Genomic DNA, 17,634 nt, shown 5'->3' with positions numbered 1-17,634 from the left:
ACGGCAACCCGACCCCGCCGCGCGCGACGCGCACCTGACGCTGCCATGACTTCACCGATATTCAACGTTCTCACGATCGCCGGCTCCGACTCGGGCGGCGGCGCGGGCATCCAGGCCGACCTCAAGGCGTTCTCCGCGCTCGGCGCCTACGGCGCGAGCGTCATCACGGCGCTCACCGCGCAGAACACGCGCGGCGTCACCGCGATCCACGCGCCCGACGCGGGTTTCGTCACCGCGCAGCTCGACGCCGTGTTCGAGGACATCCGCATCGACGCCGTGAAGATCGGCATGCTCGCCAACGCGGCAATCGTGCGCGCCGTCGCCGACGCGCTGCGCCGCCATCAGCCGGCGCGCGTCGTGCTCGATACCGTGATGATTTCGAAGAGCAACCACGCGCTGCTCGCGCCCGAAGCCGTCGCCGCGCTACGTGAAGAACTGCTGCCGCTAGCGGGCGTCGTCACGCCGAACCTGCCGGAAGCCGCCGCGCTGCTCGGCGTCGCGCCCGCCGCCGACGAAGCCGCGATGGTCGAGCAAGGCGAAGCGCTGCGCGCGCTCGGCGCGCAGGCGGTGCTGATGAAAGGCGGCCATCTGGAGAGCGCGGACAGCCCCGACTGGCTCATCGAAGCCGGCGGCACGCTGCGCCTGGCCGGCGCTCGCGTGCCGGTCACGAATACGCACGGCACGGGCTGCACGCTCTCGTCTGCCATTGCCGCACTGTGGCCACAGCGCGGGGCGCTCGCCACGGCCGTCGCCGAAGCCAAGCAGTATCTGACGGCGGCGCTCGTGGCCAGCGAGCGGCTCGACGTCGGTCATGGCGTCGGGCCCGTGCATCATTTCTGGCGCTGGTGGTGAGCGTGCTTGCGCGCGCTCATTGACGTGCAAATGCCGCGGCGCGCGCAGGCCAGTCGTCGGGAACGATGAAGCCGCGCGACTGTTCGCGGTAGCCGCCTGTGCTGTCGGCCGTGAATGCCGCGATCAGCACGGGCTCGTCGGGCCGGGTTAGCGCATCGACTAACGCGTCGGGGTCGACGCAGGGCGCAGCCGCCAGCCTGCGCGGCGCGAGCCACGCGAGCCTTGGCAGCACGCTCCAGCCATCAGCCGCCTGTTGCCCGGCGAACGCCGGCCAGTCCGAGCGCGTCGCCCACCAGCCGCGCCCATGATCTGCGGCCAGCTCGGGGGCGTCTTGCACGCGTGACGGCGCCGCCTCTCCCGCCCGATAGAAAAGCCAGCCTTTCACGAACATCTGCGCGAGCCACTGGCCTTGGTAACCCAGCGAGGCGAATTCCTCGCGCGCGCTCAACCGCAGTTGATGGTCGCGCAGATGCGTGAGTTTCAGATCGAAGCGATCGCGCAGATTCGGCCCGACGAATTCGGCGAGCGACGCACGCGCGTCATCGCCCGGTCCTGCGTGCAAGTAGCACTTCACCGCCAATTCCCAATGCAGACGCTCGCCGGCGCGCGTGCGCACGAGAAAGTCGCACTCGCCGAGCGTGAGTCCCGCACGCCGCAGCGGCACGTTCTGCGCGACGAGCTGCGCCGCCGGTCCGTGCGCGAGAAACCATCCCAGCAAGTTTTCGGCATAGCGGCCAAGACGGTGCGTCGGCGCGGCCATGAGCGCTTCGTGCAGCTGCGCCGGATCGCGATCGAGTTGCGCGAGCCAGTCCCGCGTGGCGCGCGCTTCAGCGGCATTGGCGCACCATTGCGCGAGCGGTGCGAGCGGTGGTTGCGCACGCAACAGATCGGCGCTGAAAAGCAGCCACGCGAGATCGCGCACGGCCGGATCGGCGAGGCGATCGATGATGTCGCGGCTTGCGCCTGCACCGGCGAGGCGCTCCGATCCAGCCTCATCTTGCGGGCCGCCGTCGCCCCCGGCACATTGGGCACCGGACACGTCCGCGGGCCGCGCGGCGTTCATCGCCCGCCGCCGGACGCCGCGCGCCAGGTGTCGCGCGCGAGGCAGAGGTCGGTCCAGGCCTTCGCCTTGTCGTGCAGGCTGCGCAGCAAATAAGCGGGGTGATAGGTGACGATGACGGGCACGCCCTCGTACTCGTGGACGCGTCCGCGCAGCGACGCGATGCTGCCGTCAGTCTTGAGCAGGCTTTGCGCCGCGAAACGCCCGAGCGCGACGATGATCTTCGGTTTCACGAGCGCCACCTGACGCTGCAGATACGGCTCGCAGCGCGCGACCTCGTCGGGCTCCGGATTGCGGTTGCCGGGCGGCCGGCACTTGATCACGTTCGCAATATAGACGTTCTCGCCGCGCGCGAGCGAGAGGGCGCGCAGCATGTTGTCGAGCAGCTTGCCGGCCTGGCCGACGAAAGGCTCGCCCTGGCGGTCCTCGTTCTCGCCGGGCGCCTCGCCGATCAGCATCCAGTCGGCCTCGCGATCGCCCACGCCGAACACGGTGTTGGTGCGTTTCTCGCACAGACGGCAGCGCGTACACGAGGCCACGCGTTCGGCGAGCGCGTCCCAGTCGAGCGTCGCGACGTCGTTGCGCGGCGCGCCGCCAGCCTGAGCCGGTTCGGCGTCGTGTGGCAGAACCGGCTCGGCCGCAGCGTCGAACCAGGCGAAATCTTCGTCGGCGAGGGGCGGCGGTTCGCCGGATGCATGCGGCGCGGGCTTCGATGGCGAAGCGGCGCGCGCAACGGGTTGCGGCTGCGGCGCAGCGGCCGGACGCGTCGTTTGCATCACCGGCGCCGCCGGCGCTTCGGCTTCGGCACGTGTCGCCGCGGACGACGGCGCAACGGCCTCGTCTTCGCGAGCCGCTTCGAGCGGCGCTATCAACCGCGCCCGCGCCCCTTTGCGCACCCAGCGCGGCGCGAGCCCAAGCTCCTCCAGCGCGATCTCATCGAGCGGCATCCGCGCCCTCCCCTGCAAAAGAAAAACGCATCACGAGTGCGTCCTCGCGGCTGTGATGCCTCGCCGGATAGTAGTTCTTGCGACGGCCGATCGTGACGAAGCCGAACTGTTCGTACAGCCGGATTGCCCGGTGATTCGAAGGCCGGACTTCGAGCAGCAAGCCTTCGAGACCCTGCGTGCGTGCAATGCGTACCGCCTCGCGCAGCATCGCGAGCCCCGCGCCCGCGCCCTGTGCCGGCGGCGCGACGCAAAGATTCAGCAGATGCATCTCGTCGACCACGGGCATCAGCACGCAATAGCCGATCAGCGTGCCCGTGACGTGGCGCATGCACAGACCGTAATAGCCATTGCGCAGCGAGTCTTCGAAGTTGCCCCGCGACCACGGAAACTCATACGCCGAGCGCTCGACGATCGCGACTTCGTCCAGGTCGCTTTCGGTCATCGGCGACAGATAGCGGTCGGTCATGAGCACGCCGCTCATTGCGCGCCCTCGCCGCCTTCGCCCGCGCCACGGTGCGCGGCGGCCTTCGCGGCGAGGCGTTCGGCCGTGGTCTGGGCGACCTTGTTGCGCACGTATTCGGGCGCGGCCTGGTCCGCCGGTTGCGTGCGGCCCGCGCGATACGCGCGCAACGCCGCGTGCGCCAGCGGCAACGCGTGCGGGAGCGCCTCGGCGTCGATCGCGCGCGCGGCGGCGGCGGCCGTCAGGCGCGCGCCGAACGCGGCGGCGGCGTTGCCCGCCAGCGTGAACGGCGCGTCGGGCGCGGCGATGTGCTCCGGCGAGTCGAGCGATGCCGCCTGCAGCGTACGCCAGTCGCCGGCTGCGGCGTCCCACGCGTAGTCGGCCCAGTAGGCTTCGTCCATGCGCGCATCGAGCGCGGCCAGCACGCGGGTCGCGGCGGGATCGCGCAGCCGCGCGCTCTCCGCGCACACGAGCAGCGTGCCCACGGGCACCACCGGGATATCGAGGCCGAACGCGAGCCCTTGAGCCACGCCCGTCGCCGTGCGCAGCCCCGTGAAGGAGCCGGGGCCCGCGCCGAACGCGATTGCGTCGCAGTCGGCGAGCGTGAGGCCGGCTTCGTCGAACAATTCGCCGATGGCCGGCAGCAGCCGCGTGCTGGAGACGGCGCCGGTGGCTTCGTGGCGCACCCAGACGCTGACTTCCGAGCGCGACGCCCAGGCAGTCTCGCCGCCAGGGCAGGGAGAACAATCTGCGCCGCCGGGGGCGACGCGAAGCAGCGCGACCGAGCAATATTCGGTCGAAGTATCGAGGGCAAGCAACACGGTTTCGGTCATGAGCGCTATTGTAATGCCCCGCCCCCCGCGCCGGCCCAGGGCTCTCGCCAACTGGCGCATGCACACGCGTCATGGCCTCTTCCGGCTCCCCCGTGCCCGGCGCGAGTGGAGGAATCGCTCCAGCTTTTGCGGGGATTGCACTGCTACCATCGGCGCGCTGACCTGAACCACCATGCGGAGGAAACCACCATGAGCGACGTGAACACACAGTTCGCCCAAGCCCAGCAAGACGTGCAGCAGCTGCCGGAGCGTCCCGGCAATCTGACGCTGCTGCGCCTCTATGCGCTCTTCAAGCAGGCCACCGAAGGCGACGTGCAGGGCGACAAGCCCGGCTTCACCGATATCGTCGGCAAGTACAAGTACGAAGCGTGGGCCGCGCTGCAAGGCACCGCGCAGGAAACGGCCATGCAGCAATACGTCGAACTCGTCGAATCGCTCAAGAGCGGCGCCACGAGTTGAACCCGTGCAACTGAAAAGGCGCGCGTGACGGCGGCGGGCCGCTCCGCCAGCCGCCGTCACGCCGCCGACCCGTGTCCTGAGAGTGCGTCGCTCTGGCGCGCCGCAACAAAACGAGATATACTGCGCGCTGCGTTGCGCTCCGGTCGCTCGTTCGATCAGCGCGACGCCTCGTAGCGTTAAGCTCCAATCCAGTTTAGAACCTGTCCCCTCCTGCCGTGGCCCTGTTTTTGGGCCGTCAAGTATCAGGCTGGCGACTGGCCAATCCCGGCTCAAGTCGCACCCAAAACAGCTTCTAACGAAAAATCCGCCATTGTGGGCGGATTGCCCCCGTTTTTCGATTTGTTCGCACAATCCGACGACTTGGGTATGCCGATTGGCGCCGACGTTCTATTTCCTGTGTAACAAGGATTTTCATGACTTCGAGCAATACCCAAAGCCCCCTGGACGCAATCGCCGATCAGGCCCTCGGCCTCTCCGCCGCCGACGCTTCCGCTGAAGCCCCCGCGCAGGCCGCCGAAGCGACCGACGGTTCGGCATTCGCGTCGCTCGGTCTGTCGCCGGAGATCGTCTCCGCGCTGATCGCAGCGGGCTACAAAGCCCCGACGCCCGTGCAGGAACGCGCCATTCCTGTCGCCATCGCCGGCCGCGACCTGCTGGTCTCGAGCCCGACCGGTTCGGGCAAGACCGCTGCGTTCATGCTGCCCGCCATCGAGCGCTTCGCGCAGATCCAGAAAACCCAGGCCGCGCAGCCGCGCGAGCCGCGCCCGCAAGGCGCGAACGGCCAGCAAGGCGATCGCCGCCAGCGCCGCCCGCAACCGGTGGCACGCCCCGGTCTGCTCGTCCTCACGCCCACGCGTGAGCTCGCCATGCAGGTGACCACGGCCGCTTCGACGTACGGCAAGCATCTGCGCCGTCTGCGCACGGTCAGCATTCTCGGCGGCGTGGCGTACGGCCAGCAGCTGATGCTGCTCGCGAAGAACCCCGAGATTCTCGTGGCGACCCCGGGCCGTCTGCTCGATCACCTCGAGCGCGGCCGCATCGATCTGTCCGAACTCAAGATGCTCGTGCTCGACGAAGCCGACCGCATGCTCGACATGGGCTTCATCGACGACATCGACACGATCGTCGCCGCTACGCCCGAAACGCGTCAGACGATGCTGTTCTCGGCCACGCTCGACGGCAAGATCGCTTCGATCACCGGCCGCCTGTTGAAGGACCCGGAGCGTATCGAGATCGTGCGCAAGGTCGAGGCAAACTCGAACATCGCGCAGACCGTGCACTACGTGGACGACCGCGATCACAAGGATCGTCTGCTCGACCACCTGCTGCGCGCCGAGAGCCTCGACCAGGCGATCGTGTTCACCGCAACGAAGATGGATGCCGACCAACTCGCCGGCAAGCTCGCCGACGCTGGCTTCGAAAGCGCCGCGCTGCACGGCGACCTGCCGCAAGGCGCGCGTAACCGCACGATCCGTGCGCTGCGCGAGCGTCGCGTGCGCGTGCTCGTCGCGACCGACGTCGCGGCGCGCGGCATCGACATCCCCGGCATCACGCACGTCTTCAACTACGACCTGCCGAAGTTCGCCGAAGACTACGTGCACCGTATCGGCCGTACCGGCCGCGCAGGTCGCTCGGGTGTGGCAGTGAGCCTCGTGCATCACGCCGAGCAAGGCGCGCTCAAGCGCATCGAGCGCTTCGTGCGCTCGACGCTGCCCGTGAACGTCGTGGAAGGTTTCGAGCCGCGCAAGGCGCCGCCGGCCAACCGCGGCTTCGGCGGCCGCGGCCGTCCGGGTGGCGGCAATGGCGGTGGCCGTCGCTTCGGCAACGGTAACGGCAAGCCGGGTGGCTACGGCGCCCGTGGCGGCAACGGCGGCGATCGTAACGGCAACAGCTGGGGCAACAAGCCGGAAGGCTCGCGCGGCGGCTACGGCGCCCGCGAAGGCGGCTACGGTTCGCGTGAAGGCGGCTTCGGCGGCGGCTCGCGCGGCGGCGAAGGCAACCGCGGCGGCTACGGCCAGCAACGCGAAGGCTACGGCCGCTCGCGCGAAGGCGGTGGCGGTTACGGCGCGCGCCGTAACGACGGCCCGCGTGGCGCACGCCGCGACAGCTAAATCAGCCAGAACGGCGCGTGGCGCGGCCTTCGAGCCGCCCCGCCGCCGCAGCGAAATGCTCAGGACCGGTGCTCAGGCACCGGTCTTTTTTTATCTCCGCGTAGATTTCACGATACGAAAAATTTTTTTGCTTCGTAAAAAATCGTGCTGCGCGGCACAAAGGGAGCGATTGCAAGATGGAAAATAGCGTTTCACATCATAGAATAAATTATGTAAATCATTGATTTTATTTAAATAAAAAATCTCGAAAAAGCGCATTGCCGGTCTGTTGCCAGTCGGTCGATTTGCCTAGACTCTTATATAAGAGTTCGCGAAACGAAACGCCTAAACCCAGAACCCCGGCGCTTGCGTTTCGCGAGATTCAGCGGTTCAACCGTTTCGTTTCAGCGATCCACCTATCAGGCAAACGAAGGAGCCCACCATGTCGCCCCGTCAACAGCAAGCTCAGCAACTCCAGCAGCAGTGGGAAAACGATCCGCGCTGGAAAGGCATCAAGCGCAACTACACGGCTGAAGACGTGGTGCGCCTGCGCGGCTCGGTCCAGCCTGAGCACACGCTCGCGAAGAACGGCGCCGAAAAGCTCTGGAAAGGCGTGAACACCGAGCCGTTCATCAACGCACTGGGCGCGCTCACGGGCAACCAGGCCATGCAGCAAGTGAAGGCCGGCCTCAAGGCGATTTACCTCTCGGGCTGGCAGGTTGCAGGCGACGCCAACCTCGCCGGAGAAATGTACCCGGACCAGTCGCTCTACCCGGCCAACTCGGTGCCGCAGGTCGTCAAGCGCATCAACAACACGCTCACGCGCGCCGACCAGATCCAGTGGTCCGAAGGCAAGAACCCCGGCGACGAAGGCTATGTGGATTACTTCCAGCCGATCGTGGCCGACGCGGAAGCCGGCTTCGGCGGCGTGCTCAACGCGTTCGAACTGATGAAAGCGATGATCGAAGCGGGCGCTGCGGGCGTGCACTTCGAAGACCAGCTTGCCTCAGTGAAGAAGTGCGGCCACATGGGCGGCAAGGTGCTCGTGCCGACGCGCGAGAACATCGCCAAGCTGACGGCCGCGCGTCTGGCCGCCGACGTCTGCGGCGTGCCGACCGTCCTGCTCGCCCGTACCGACGCGGAAGCCGCCGACCTCGTCACCTCCGACATCGACGACAACGACCGCCCGTTCCTCACCGGCGAGCGCACCGTGGAAGGTTTCTTCCGGACGAAGAACGGCCTCGGGCAGGCCATCTCGCGCGGTCTCGCCTACGCGCCGTACGCCGACATGATCTGGTGCGAAACGGGCAAGCCGGATCTGGAGTTCGCGAAGAAGTTCGCCGAAGCGATCCACAAGCAGTTCCCGGGCAAGCTGCTCTCGTACAACTGCTCGCCGTCGTTCAACTGGAAGAAGAACCTCGACGACGCGACGATCGCCCGGTTCCAGCGCGAGCTGGGGGCGATGGGCTACAAATTCCAGTTCATCACGCTCGCGGGCTTCCACTCGCTCAACTACTCGATGTTCAACCTCGCGCACGGCTATGCCCGCCAGAACATGAGCGCGTTCGTGGAACTGCAGCAGGCCGAGTTCGCCGCCGCCGAGAAGGGCTTCACCGCGGTGAAGCACCAGCGCGAAGTGGGCACCGGCTACTTCGACGCCGTGACGCAGACGGTCGAGCGCGAAGCCTCGACCACGGCGCTGCACGGTTCGACGGAAGACGAGCAGTTCTTCGACAAGAAGGTGGCGTAAGACCACCGGCAGCAACGGCGGCGCGAGCCGCCGCGCTCGAACAGGCAGCCGGCACGCGTACCTTGGCGGGGCGCGCCGGCCGCCTGCCGGCGCGCCAGCTAGCGATACACGATCACCGGAATCTTCGTATGGGTGAGCACACGCTGCGTTTCGCTGCCGATCAGCAGGCTGCCGAGCCCGCGACGCCCATGCGAGGCCATGAAGATCACGTCGCAGCCGCCCGCTTCGGCGGCCTCGATGATGCCGAGATACGGCGATGGATGCACGCTCGTGCGGCTGTCGCAGATCACGCCGGCGCTGCGTGCCGCCGCCTCGATTTCGTCCAGATGCACGCGCGCCTCTCGCTCACTGCGCGTCTGGAAGTCGCCGGGCGGCTCGATCACCACGTCGGCGTAAGGCGAGTATGGATATTGCGGCAGGCACGCGTAGGCCGTGACGCGCGCGCCCACGGTGCGGGCGAGGTCGATCGCGCCGTCGATCGCCTTTTTCGACAGTTCCGAACCATCCGTCGGAACGAGGATGTGCTTGAACATGGCGCCCTCCGTGGTCTATCGGATTACGGGCAAGTCAAGGGTGAAGACGCGGGGCAAAGACTCGGCTGGCGTCTCACGCAGGCGGGCGCCTCTACCCTCAGGTCGATTGTAGTGCGCGAAAAATCCGTGCAAGACGTGCGTGCGGGTCATCCCGGATATCGGAAACACGCACGGCGCCCTATCCCCAGTAACCGGGCTGACCGTAGGTATGCTTGAGATAGTCGAGAAAGAGGCGCACGCGCAGCGGCAAATGGCGGCGCTGCGCAAACACGGCATGAATGCCGATGGGCGGCGCAGCGAACGCGTCGAGCACGGTCACGAGCCGGCCCGCCGCGATGTCCTCGCCGACTTCCCACCAGGAGCGCCACGCCAGGCCGTGGCCCGCGAGACACCACTCATGCAGCACGGCGCCGTCCGAGCATTCCATCGTGCCCGCCACGCGGATCGACACCACTTTGCCATCCTGCTGGAACGCCCAGCCGCGCTGCTGGTTCAGGCTCGCGCCGAAGGCGAGGCAGTTATGGCGCGCGAGGTCGGCGGGCGTTGCGGGCTCGCCGCGGCGCGACAGATACGCAGGTGCCGCCACGCACACGCGCCGGTTCTCGCCGAGCTTGAGCGACACGAGGGACGAATCGGCCAGTTCGCCGAGGCGCACGGCGCAATCGAAGCCTTCGTTCACGAGGTCGACGAGCCGGTCCGAAAGATCGAGCGCGATGCTCACGTCCGGATGCGTGAGCGTGAAATCGGGCACGAGCGGCGCGACATGGCGACGCCCGAAACCGGCCGGCGCGGACACGCGCAGGTGCCCGCTCGCTTTCACGCCGCCCTCGGACACGCTCGCCTCGGCGTTCTGCATGTCGTGAATGATGCGCTGGCAGTCCTCGAGGAACGCCGATCCTTCGAACGTGAGCGTGATGCGCCGCGTGGTGCGCACGAGCAGCTTCACGCCGAGGCGCTCTTCGAGCGCATCGATGCGCCGGCCGATGATGGCGGGCGCCACGCCCTCTGCCTGGGCAGCGGCGGAAAGGCTGCCCTTGGCGGCAACCGCGACGAAAGTCTCGATCTGTTTGAAGCGGTCCATCGGCAGACAGTGCGCGCACCGGGCGGCAGAAACAGCGGAAAAGAGAAGGTAGGCCGACAGATTAGGTGGGTAAAAGTAAAAGATCAAGTGATCAATCCCGCCTTTTTCAGTCATACGACTCATGAATACAATCGACTTCGACCTCTGAAGACGGAGTGCAAGGCTATGTCGGCCACAACGACACCCTCAACGACACGCTTTCCCAAGGCAGTGATCTTCGACGCGTACGGCACGCTTTTCGACGTGCATTCGGTCGTCGCTGCCGCCGAGCAGATGTTCCCCGGCCAGGGGGAAGCGCTCTCGCAGCTCTGGCGCGCGAAGCAGATCGAGTACACGCAGCTGCGCACGCTCTCCGACCCGGCCGGTGCGCGTTACCGCCCGTTCTGGGACATCACGCTCGACGCGCTGCGTTATGCCGCGCGCCGCCTGAACCTGCCGCTCACGGGCGCGGGCGAAAAGCGTCTCATGGACGAATACGCGTGTCTTTCGGCGTTCCCCGACGTGCTGCCCGCGCTGCGTCGCCTGCGTGAGCCACGCGAAGACGGCACGCGCATGGGCCTTGCGATCCTCTCGAACGGCAACCCGCAGATGCTCGACATCGCCGTGAAAAGCGCCGGCATGAGCGGCCTCTTCGACCACGTGCTATCGGTCGACGCGGTGCGCGCCTACAAGCCGGCCGCCGCCGCGTATTCGCTCGGCACGCACGCTTTCGGCGCCGCGCCATGCGACCTGGTGTTCGTCTCGTCGAACGGCTGGGACGCCGCGGGCGCCGGCTGGTTCGGCTACACCACGTTCTGGATCAACCGCCAGCGGCTGCCCGCCGAAGAACTCGGCGTGGCGCCGCATGGCACCGGCGGCGGCATGGCAGAACTCGCCGCCTTTCTCGAAACCGCTGCGCCCGAACGGCAAAACCGCCCTCGCCCCAGCCCGGGCGCGTGACGGACACGCCGCTCGCCGCAGCCACAACAACCACACATTCACACTCTGACCGACCAAGGAGCAAGCAAATGGCGAACACGTTGCAACTGCCGCAAGGCATGCAGATCACGGCTGACATCCAGCCCGGTTTCGAAACGATCCTCACGCCCGAAGCGCTCGAACTCGTCGCGAAGCTGCATCGCGCGTTCGAGCCGCGCCGCCAGGAACTGCTGAAGGCACGCGTCGAGCGCACGAAGCGCCTCGACGCCGGCGAGCGCCCCGACTTTCTTGCCGACACGAAATCGATCCGCGAAGGCGACTGGAAGATCGCGGCACTGCCCAAGGATCTCGAATGCCGGCGCGTGGAAATCACCGGCCCGGTCGAGCGCAAGATGATCATCAACGCGCTGAACTCGGGCGCCGATTCGTACATGACCGACTTCGAGGACTCGAACTCGCCGAACTGGGAAAACCAGATCGTCGGCCAGCTCAACCTGAAGGACGCCGTGCGCCGCACGATCTCGCTGGAACAGAACGGCAAGACCTACAGGCTCAACGACAAGATCGCCACACTGATCGTGCGTCCACGCGGTTGGCACCTCGACGAAAAGCACGTGACGGTGGACGGTCAGCGTGTGTCGGGCGGCATCTTCGACTTCGCGCTCTATCTCTTCCACAACGCGAAGGAGCTGATTTCGCGCGGCAGCGGCCCGTACTTCTATCTGCCGAAGATGGAAAGCCACCTGGAAGCGCGTCTGTGGAACGACGTCTTCGTTGCGGCGCAGGAAGGCGTGGGCATCCCGCGCGGCACGATCCGCGCGACGGTGCTGGTCGAGACGATCCTCGCCGCGTTCGAAATGGACGAAATCCTCTATGAACTGCGCGAGCACAGCTCGGGCCTGAACGCCGGCCGCTGGGACTACATCTTCTCGGCAATCAAGAAGTTCAAGAACGACAAGGACTTCTGTCTTGCCGACCGCGCGCAGATCACGATGACGGTGCCGTTCATGCGCGCCTACGCGCTCGAACTGCTCAAGACCTGCCACAAGCGCAACGCACCCGCTATCGGCGGCATGAGCGCGCTCATCCCGATCAAGAACGACCCGGCCGCCAACGACAAGGCCATGGGCGGCGTGCGCTCGGACAAGGCGCGCGACGCAACGGACGGCTACGACGGCGGCTGGGTTGCGCACCCGGGCCTCGTGCCCATCGCGATGGAAGAGTTCGTGAAGGTGCTCGGCGACAAGCCGAACCAGATCGGCAAGCAGCGCGCCGACGTGAACGTCGCGGGCAAGGATCTGCTCGACTTCCGCCCGGAGGCGCCGATCACCGAGACGGGCCTGCGCAACAACATCAACGTGGGCATCCACTACCTCGGCTCGTGGCTCGCGGGCAATGGCTGCGTGCCGATCCACAACCTGATGGAAGACGCCGCGACCGCCGAGATCTCGCGCTCGCAGGTGTGGCAGTGGATCCGCTCGCCCAAGGGCAAGCTCGAAGACGGCCGCAAGGTCACGGCCGAACTCGTGCGCGAACTGATCCCGCAGGAGCTGGACAAGGTGAAGGCGTCGGTCGGCGGCGACACGAAGCCGTACGAGCGCGCCGCGCAGATCTTCGAGCAGATGTCGACGTCGGAAAACTTCGTCGAGTTCCTGACGCTGCCGCTCTACGAAGAGATCTAATCGCTCTGCAGGTCTAACGAATAGCCGATAAAAAAGGCCCGGCGGGTATGAGCCCGCCGGGCCTTCGTGCTTTCATGCACCGTTTCCCGAACGATCAGCGCGTGCGCCGATGCGCGACCCAGTCGCCGCCTGCGATCTCGGGGCGTCCTGCAACGGCCGCGGACGCAACCGGATAGTAGAGGCAAGCGATGCGTTCGCCCTGCACCTCGATATCCACTTCCTTCGAAACAAAGAGACCGTCGACACCCGGATAAACCTGCTCGATTTCGTCGAGCACGGCAAGGAGCGCGTCGTCGATTTCGTAGACGTCGCCGACGACCGTCGATTGCGCATCCGCCGACCCGGCCACCATCCCAGGATAGCTGCCGAAATCGAAGAGCCGCCCGGCGAGCGTCGTGAGACCGAGGTGACGCGGGCGGGCGATCGCGTTGCTATCCGCCGCGAGGTTGATGTCGTTGATCTCGCCCGCGCGCAGCGTGCCGTAGACGAACACGTATTTCATGGCATTGATCTCCTTCAGGGCGGCTCGCGCCATACGAACACGCTGTCGATTCGGCCACATTATGCCCGGCCATAAAGACGGGCGGCCCAGGCCCACGAGCGCGAGACGTCTACAATGGGTGCCTATTCGCCAAATCCCTCGCCAAATCCCTCGCCGAACTCGTCGCCAAGCCAACCCCTGCCCGTCATGCCCGAGGACCTGCCCCACTTCGCACCCGGCGACGCACGCAACAGCGCGCCGCCGCGCGCCGAACTCGTCGATATCCCGCCCGAGTTCGCACCGACGCCCACGCATCCTGTGCGCGTGCGCTCGCGCCCCATGCCGGCGGGGGTCTGCATCGCGCAGCACACGCATGCCTGGGCGCAACTCGCCTACTCGTCGCGCGGCGTGCTGCGCATGGCGACGCCCGGCACGACGTGGATGGTGCCGCCCTCGCGCGCGATCTGGGTGCCGCCTCACATCACGCATGAAGTGACGATCGTCGAGGACGCGTTCCTGCGCACGCTCTACGTAGACGAATCGGTGATTCCGCCCGGCCTCGACGCTTGCCGTGTGGTCGAAGTCTCGGGCCTCCTGCGCGAGACGATCGCGGCCCTCGACGAGCGCGGCATTCCCGCCGCGCGCGAGCGCCTGCTCGGCGCGCTGGCGCTCGACGAGATCACGCGCTCGGCGCCGCTGCCGCTCGCCGTGCCGATGCCCGAGGAAAAGCGCCTGCGCGCGTTGTGCGAAGCGCTGATCGCCGACCCGGCGGGACCCGGCTCGCTCGAATACTGGGCCGCCCACGTAGGCGCGAGCACGCGCACGATCGCTCGGCTCTTTCGTCAGGAGCTTGGGGTGAGCTTTTCGCAGTGGCGCCAGCAGGCGATTCTCGCGCGCGCGATCCCGCTGCTCAATCAGGGACGCCCGATGGCCGTCGTGGCGCAGGAACTCGGCTATCAGAGCCAAAGTGCGTTTTCGGCGATGTTTCGCCGTGCCTTCGGCGAAAGCCCGCGCGCCTTCATCGCGCGCGGCACGGGCGATCGCGACGAGGACGAACCGGAGGATTCCGTGGCCGCCGGGCGCGACGACAACACGCGTTGAGCAGGAGCGGCCAGGTTCAGACGAGCCGCGTCATGTGGCGAATCGAGCCGAGGCGGGCGAGCCTCGGACCCGCCACGCGATAACCCATGCGCAGATAAAGACGCGCAGCCGGATTGTCGACGAACACGCGCAGTTGCAGCTCGCGCAGGCCGCGCTCGCGCGCCCACTGGTGCGAGATGTCGAGCAGGAACGTGCCGGCGCCATTGCCTCGATATCCCTGAGCGATCTGCACGTCGCGAATGTGCAGCGAGTCGCCCTCCTGCGTCACGCGCAGCACGCCGATTGCCTCGCCGTCGAGTTCGAGGATGAAATTCTCCGACTCGCGATAGCTCGCCAGAAAGAGATCGCCGCGCCAGACGAGGTGATGCCGCAGATAGTAGCCACCCATGTTGTTGCGCGTGAGCGTCTCCGCGAACTCGAAATCGTCCATGGTGGCGCGGCGCAACTGAAACGGCGACGGAATGTCGTTCGGTGCGAACATTGTCGGCAAGCGAGGAAACCAGGTTTCGACAACGCTACGATAACGCGCGGCCGCAGGCAATCGCAGATTGTCCGTACGGCAAACGAAACGAAAGTTGGGGGTGCAAGCGTGAGAAACGTCTGCGGAAAAGAAAAAGCCCGTTGGACGTATCCAACGGGCTTCGTTCTGGCGGAGCGGACGGGACTCGAACCCGCGACCCCCGGCGTGACAGGCCGGTATTCTAACCGACTGAACTACCGCTCCAGCTTGCTGCTCACCGGCGGGCGTCGGTCGATTCCCGCTGGCGGCGTCGCCACACTGCTCGCAGTGCTATTTCTTCTTTGGCGCCGCATTTTGATCTGGCGTCCCCTAGGGGATTCGAACCCCTGTACTCACCGTGAAAGGGTGATGTCCTAGGCCTCTAGACGAAGGGGACAACACGGGCATAAGCACTGGCCTACACCTTTGAACTGCAGCGGCTCGCAATTACCGAAGCAACTGCGCAACCGCTTCGAATCTGGCGGAGCGGACGGGACTCGAACCCGCGACCCCCGGCGTGACAGGCCGGTATTCTAACCGACTGAACTACCGCTCCAGCTTGCTGCTCACACCGGCGGGCGTCGGTCGATTCCCGCTGGCGGCGTCGCCACACTGCTCGCAGTGCTACTTCGCAGTGTTACTTCCTTGGCGCCGCATTTTATCTGGCGTCCCCTAGGGGATTCGAACCCCTGTACTCACCGTGAAAGGGTGATGTCCTAGGCCTCTAGACGAAGGGGACAACACGGGCTTGCGCCTGTAATCGTCACTTTAACTAAAAAGCCCGCTCACAGCTTCTGAACGGGCTCGATCTGGCGGAGCGGACGGGACTCGAACCCGCGACCCCCGGCGTGACAGGCCGGTATTCTAACCGACTGAACTACCGCTCCAGTTCGACACAGTCAGATGGATGTCGGTTGATTTCCACCTGATGCCTCGCCAATCTCATCGACGACGCTCATGTCTGGCGTCCCCTAGGGGATTCGAACCCCTGTACTCACCGTGAAAGGGTGATGTCCTAGGCCTCTAGACGAAGGGGACATGATCTTTTCAGATAATGCCTTTACCACACCACTGCTTACTACGTGCTCTGTTGGTGGAGGTAAGCGGGATCGAACCGCTGACCTCTTGCATGCCATGCAAGCGCTCTCCCAGCTGAGCTATACCCCCTTGCAGAACAGAAGCGAGATTTTAAACAGCAATTTCGCTTTCGTCAAGAGCTTTTGAATCGTTTTTTGAAGCGCTTCGAGGTTTCCTTGAAACATCGTTGCCCGATTCTGCGGCTCTTTGCGTGAGATTTGCCGCTTATTTGCCGCTATCTCGCGCTCCGTATTCAACGGAGCCCGAATACTACAAGAACTGTCACCCAGGCGCTAGGGTCCGGGCGAAAAATTCTTCAAATATTTTACCTTGCAGCCGAAATACCCTTCTCGATGCGGCTCACCACCGCATCGCGGCCGAACAGCACGAGCACCGCATCGACCGACGGCGTATGCATCGTACCCGCCACGAGCAAGCGCGCCGGCATCGCGAGTTGCGGCATCTTGAGCTTGTGCGTGGCGAGCGTGGCCTTGAGCGCAGCCGAGACGCCCTCCTTCGTCCACTCGGCGCCCTTGAGCGCGGCGGCGAGATCAGCGAGCGCGGGGCGCACCGTTTCGGTAATGTGCTGTGCGAGTGCTTCGGCTTCCGGCTGCGGCTCGCGGTAGAACATCATCGCGCTCTCGGCAATCTCCTTGATCGTGTTCGCACGGTCCTTGAAGAGCGCGACCACGCCTTCGAGCGACGGGCCCCTGGCGAGCGCCGCCTCGTCCACGCCGAGCACGGCGAAGAACGGTTTCGAGAGCTCGGCGAGGCGCGCATTGTCCACTTCCTTCAGGTAGTGGTTGTTGAGCCAGTTGAGCTTGTTATGGTCGTACTGCGCAGGCGACTTGCCGAGATGCTCGAGATCGAACCACTCCACGAACTGCTCGCACGTGAACACTTCGGCGTCGCCGTGCGACCAGCCCAGACGCGCGAGATAGTTGAGTACCGCTTCCGGCAGATAGCCTGCGTCGCGATAGCCCATTACGCTCATCGCGCCGTGGCGTTTGCTCATCTTTTCGCCCTGCTCATTGAGCACGGTAGGCAGGTGCGCGTAGACCGGCGGCTCGCCGCCGAGCGCGCGCAGGATGTTGATCTGGCGCGGCGTGTTATTCACGTGGTCGTCGCCGCGAATCACGTGCGTGATCTTCATGTCGAGGTCGTCCACGACCACGCAGAAGTTGTAGGTCGGCGTGCCGTCCGGGCGCGCGATCACGAGGTCGTCGAGCTCTTCGTTCGAGATCTCCACGCGGCCCTTGACGGCGTCGTCCCATGCCACCACGCCCGTGAGCGGGTTGCGAAAGCGCAGCACCGGCTGCACGCCCGCCGGCGGCGTGGGCAGCACCTTGCCCGGCTCCGGGCGCCACGTGCCGTCGTAACGCGGCTTCTCGCCGGCGGCGCGCTGGCGCTCGCGCAGCGCGTCGAGCTCCTCGGTCGACATGTAGCACGGGTACACGAGGCCCTGTTCCTGCATCTGCCCGAGCACTTCGCGATACCGGTCCATGCGCTGCATCTGGTAGAACGGACCTTCGTCGAAATCCAGGCCGAGCCATGCCATGCCTTCGAGGATCGCATCGACCGATTCCGACGTCGAACGCTCCAGGTCGGTGTCTTCGATGCGCAGCACGAAGACGCCCTTGTTGTGGCGCGCGAACGCCCACGGATAAAGCGCGGAGCGGATGTTGCCGAGGTGGATGAAGCCGGTCGGGCTCGGCGCGAAGCGGGTACGGACGACAGAGGTAGTCATGGGCGATTACTCGAAGGCGATGCCATCCCGCGTGCGGCGCTGGCCATAAAAGCGGCGACGGCGG

General features: G+C 66.0%; 16 protein-coding genes and 7 tRNA genes. 7 read left to right on the top strand and 16 right to left on the bottom strand.

Annotated elements, in window-relative coordinates; genetic code table 11:
• The first annotated feature begins 45 nt into the window (after positions 1 to 45).
• Positions 46 to 852, top strand: coding sequence for a bifunctional hydroxymethylpyrimidine kinase/phosphomethylpyrimidine kinase (thiD, locus tag C7411_RS07385; RefSeq protein WP_110384033.1), 807 nt, complete (start codon positions 46 to 48; stop codon positions 850 to 852).
• Positions 853 to 868: 16 nt separating this feature from the next.
• Here thiD and C7411_RS07380 read toward each other — a convergent pair whose 3' ends face one another.
• The 4 genes from C7411_RS07380 to tsaB are packed head-to-tail and all read right to left on the bottom strand — an operon-like array spanning position 869 to position 4,152.
• Positions 869 to 1,915: a DUF1853 family protein gene (locus C7411_RS07380; RefSeq protein ID WP_110384032.1), complete on the bottom strand. Its 1,047-nt coding sequence runs from the start codon at positions 1,913 to 1,915 to the stop codon at positions 869 to 871.
• Positions 1,912 to 2,859 carry a uracil-DNA glycosylase gene (locus tag C7411_RS07375; protein ID WP_110384031.1) on the bottom strand — a complete coding sequence of 316 codons (948 nt, stop codon included), beginning with the start codon at positions 2,857 to 2,859 and terminating at the stop codon, positions 1,912 to 1,914. The genes C7411_RS07380 and C7411_RS07375 overlap by 4 nt, the downstream gene beginning before the upstream one ends.
• Positions 2,846 to 3,340 (bottom strand): ribosomal protein S18-alanine N-acetyltransferase, encoded by a 495-nt coding sequence (gene rimI, locus C7411_RS07370; RefSeq protein WP_110384030.1) that lies wholly within the window; start codon positions 3,338 to 3,340, stop codon positions 2,846 to 2,848. Before rimI ends, C7411_RS07375 begins: the two co-directional genes overlap by 14 nt.
• Complete coding sequence (tsaB, locus tag C7411_RS07365; protein ID WP_110384029.1) at positions 3,337 to 4,152, bottom strand: tRNA (adenosine(37)-N6)-threonylcarbamoyltransferase complex dimerization subunit type 1 TsaB; 816 nt, start codon at positions 4,150 to 4,152, stop codon at positions 3,337 to 3,339. Before tsaB ends, rimI begins: the two co-directional genes overlap by 4 nt.
• 189 nt (positions 4,153 to 4,341) lie before the next feature.
• Here tsaB and C7411_RS07360 point away from each other — a divergent pair, with 189 nt between their 5' ends.
• The 3 genes from C7411_RS07360 to aceA all read left to right on the top strand — a co-directional run bounded on the left by C7411_RS07360 (position 4,342) and on the right by aceA (position 8,451).
• Positions 4,342 to 4,611, top strand: coding sequence for an acyl-CoA-binding protein (locus C7411_RS07360; protein ID WP_110384028.1), 270 nt, complete (start codon positions 4,342 to 4,344; stop codon positions 4,609 to 4,611).
• 413 nt (positions 4,612 to 5,024) lie between these two features.
• Complete coding sequence (locus C7411_RS07355; protein WP_110384027.1) at positions 5,025 to 6,722, top strand: DEAD/DEAH box helicase; 1,698 nt, start codon at positions 5,025 to 5,027, stop codon at positions 6,720 to 6,722.
• A 421-nt stretch (positions 6,723 to 7,143) separates the two neighbouring features.
• Positions 7,144 to 8,451: an isocitrate lyase gene (aceA, locus tag C7411_RS07350; RefSeq protein ID WP_110384026.1), complete on the top strand. Its 1,308-nt coding sequence runs from the start codon at positions 7,144 to 7,146 to the stop codon at positions 8,449 to 8,451.
• A 98-nt stretch (positions 8,452 to 8,549) separates the two neighbouring features.
• Here aceA and C7411_RS07345 read toward each other — a convergent pair whose 3' ends face one another.
• Both C7411_RS07345 and C7411_RS07340 read right to left on the bottom strand, forming a co-directional pair.
• Positions 8,550 to 8,984 carry a universal stress protein gene (locus C7411_RS07345; RefSeq protein WP_110384025.1) on the bottom strand — a complete coding sequence of 145 codons (435 nt, stop codon included), beginning with the start codon at positions 8,982 to 8,984 and terminating at the stop codon, positions 8,550 to 8,552.
• Positions 8,985 to 9,162: 178 nt separating this feature from the next.
• Complete coding sequence (locus tag C7411_RS07340) at positions 9,163 to 10,065, bottom strand: LysR family transcriptional regulator (protein ID WP_110384024.1); 903 nt, start codon at positions 10,063 to 10,065, stop codon at positions 9,163 to 9,165.
• 165 nt (positions 10,066 to 10,230) lie between these two features.
• On the opposite strand from C7411_RS07340, the gene C7411_RS07335 reads away from it, so the two are divergent.
• A complete protein-coding gene (locus C7411_RS07335; RefSeq protein WP_110384023.1) occupies positions 10,231 to 11,004 on the top strand; it encodes a haloacid dehalogenase type II in 774 nt (257 codons plus the stop codon).
• Between the two features lie 68 nt (positions 11,005 to 11,072).
• Entirely contained in the window at positions 11,073 to 12,665 is a 1,593-nt protein-coding gene (gene aceB / locus C7411_RS07330) for a malate synthase A (RefSeq protein WP_110384022.1), read from the top strand.
• Positions 12,666 to 12,759: 94 nt separating this feature from the next.
• Here aceB and C7411_RS07325 read toward each other — a convergent pair whose 3' ends face one another.
• Positions 12,760 to 13,167: a gamma-glutamylcyclotransferase family protein gene (locus C7411_RS07325; protein WP_110384021.1), complete on the bottom strand. Its 408-nt coding sequence runs from the start codon at positions 13,165 to 13,167 to the stop codon at positions 12,760 to 12,762.
• Between the two features lie 186 nt (positions 13,168 to 13,353).
• Between C7411_RS07325 and C7411_RS07320 the strand changes: the two genes are divergently transcribed.
• Positions 13,354 to 14,247, top strand: coding sequence for an AraC family transcriptional regulator (locus C7411_RS07320; RefSeq protein WP_110384020.1), 894 nt, complete (start codon positions 13,354 to 13,356; stop codon positions 14,245 to 14,247).
• 16 nt (positions 14,248 to 14,263) lie between these two features.
• Here C7411_RS07320 and C7411_RS07315 read toward each other — a convergent pair whose 3' ends face one another.
• The 9 genes from C7411_RS07315 to gltX all read right to left on the bottom strand — a co-directional run bounded on the left by C7411_RS07315 (position 14,264) and on the right by gltX (position 17,570).
• Positions 14,264 to 14,728, bottom strand: coding sequence for a GNAT family N-acetyltransferase (locus C7411_RS07315; protein WP_028204095.1), 465 nt, complete (start codon positions 14,726 to 14,728; stop codon positions 14,264 to 14,266).
• Between the two features lie 166 nt (positions 14,729 to 14,894).
• Positions 14,895 to 14,971, bottom strand: a tRNA-Asp gene (locus tag C7411_RS07310).
• A gap of 96 nt (positions 14,972 to 15,067) precedes the next feature.
• Positions 15,068 to 15,143 (bottom strand) — tRNA-Glu (locus C7411_RS07305).
• Positions 15,144 to 15,225: 82 nt separating this feature from the next.
• Positions 15,226 to 15,302, bottom strand: a tRNA-Asp gene (locus C7411_RS07300).
• A gap of 107 nt (positions 15,303 to 15,409) precedes the next feature.
• Positions 15,410 to 15,485, bottom strand: a tRNA-Glu gene (locus tag C7411_RS07295).
• A 71-nt stretch (positions 15,486 to 15,556) separates the two neighbouring features.
• Positions 15,557 to 15,633: transfer RNA gene (locus C7411_RS07290), tRNA-Asp, on the bottom strand.
• 75 nt (positions 15,634 to 15,708) lie between these two features.
• Positions 15,709 to 15,784: transfer RNA gene (locus C7411_RS07285), tRNA-Glu, on the bottom strand.
• A 53-nt stretch (positions 15,785 to 15,837) separates the two neighbouring features.
• Positions 15,838 to 15,913: transfer RNA gene (locus tag C7411_RS07280), tRNA-Ala, on the bottom strand.
• A 235-nt stretch (positions 15,914 to 16,148) separates the two neighbouring features.
• On the bottom strand, positions 16,149 to 17,570 hold the full coding sequence (gene gltX, locus C7411_RS07275; protein WP_110384019.1) for a glutamate--tRNA ligase: 1,422 nt from the start codon (positions 17,568 to 17,570) through the stop codon (positions 16,149 to 16,151).
• Between the last annotated feature and the right edge of the window lie 64 nt (positions 17,571 to 17,634).

Origin of the sequence: Paraburkholderia silvatlantica, from assembly GCF_003096715.1 — a bacterium.
Classification (GTDB): domain Bacteria; phylum Pseudomonadota; class Gammaproteobacteria; order Burkholderiales; family Burkholderiaceae; genus Paraburkholderia; species Paraburkholderia silvatlantica.
This window is presented reverse-complemented; position numbering and strand designations above follow the sequence as displayed.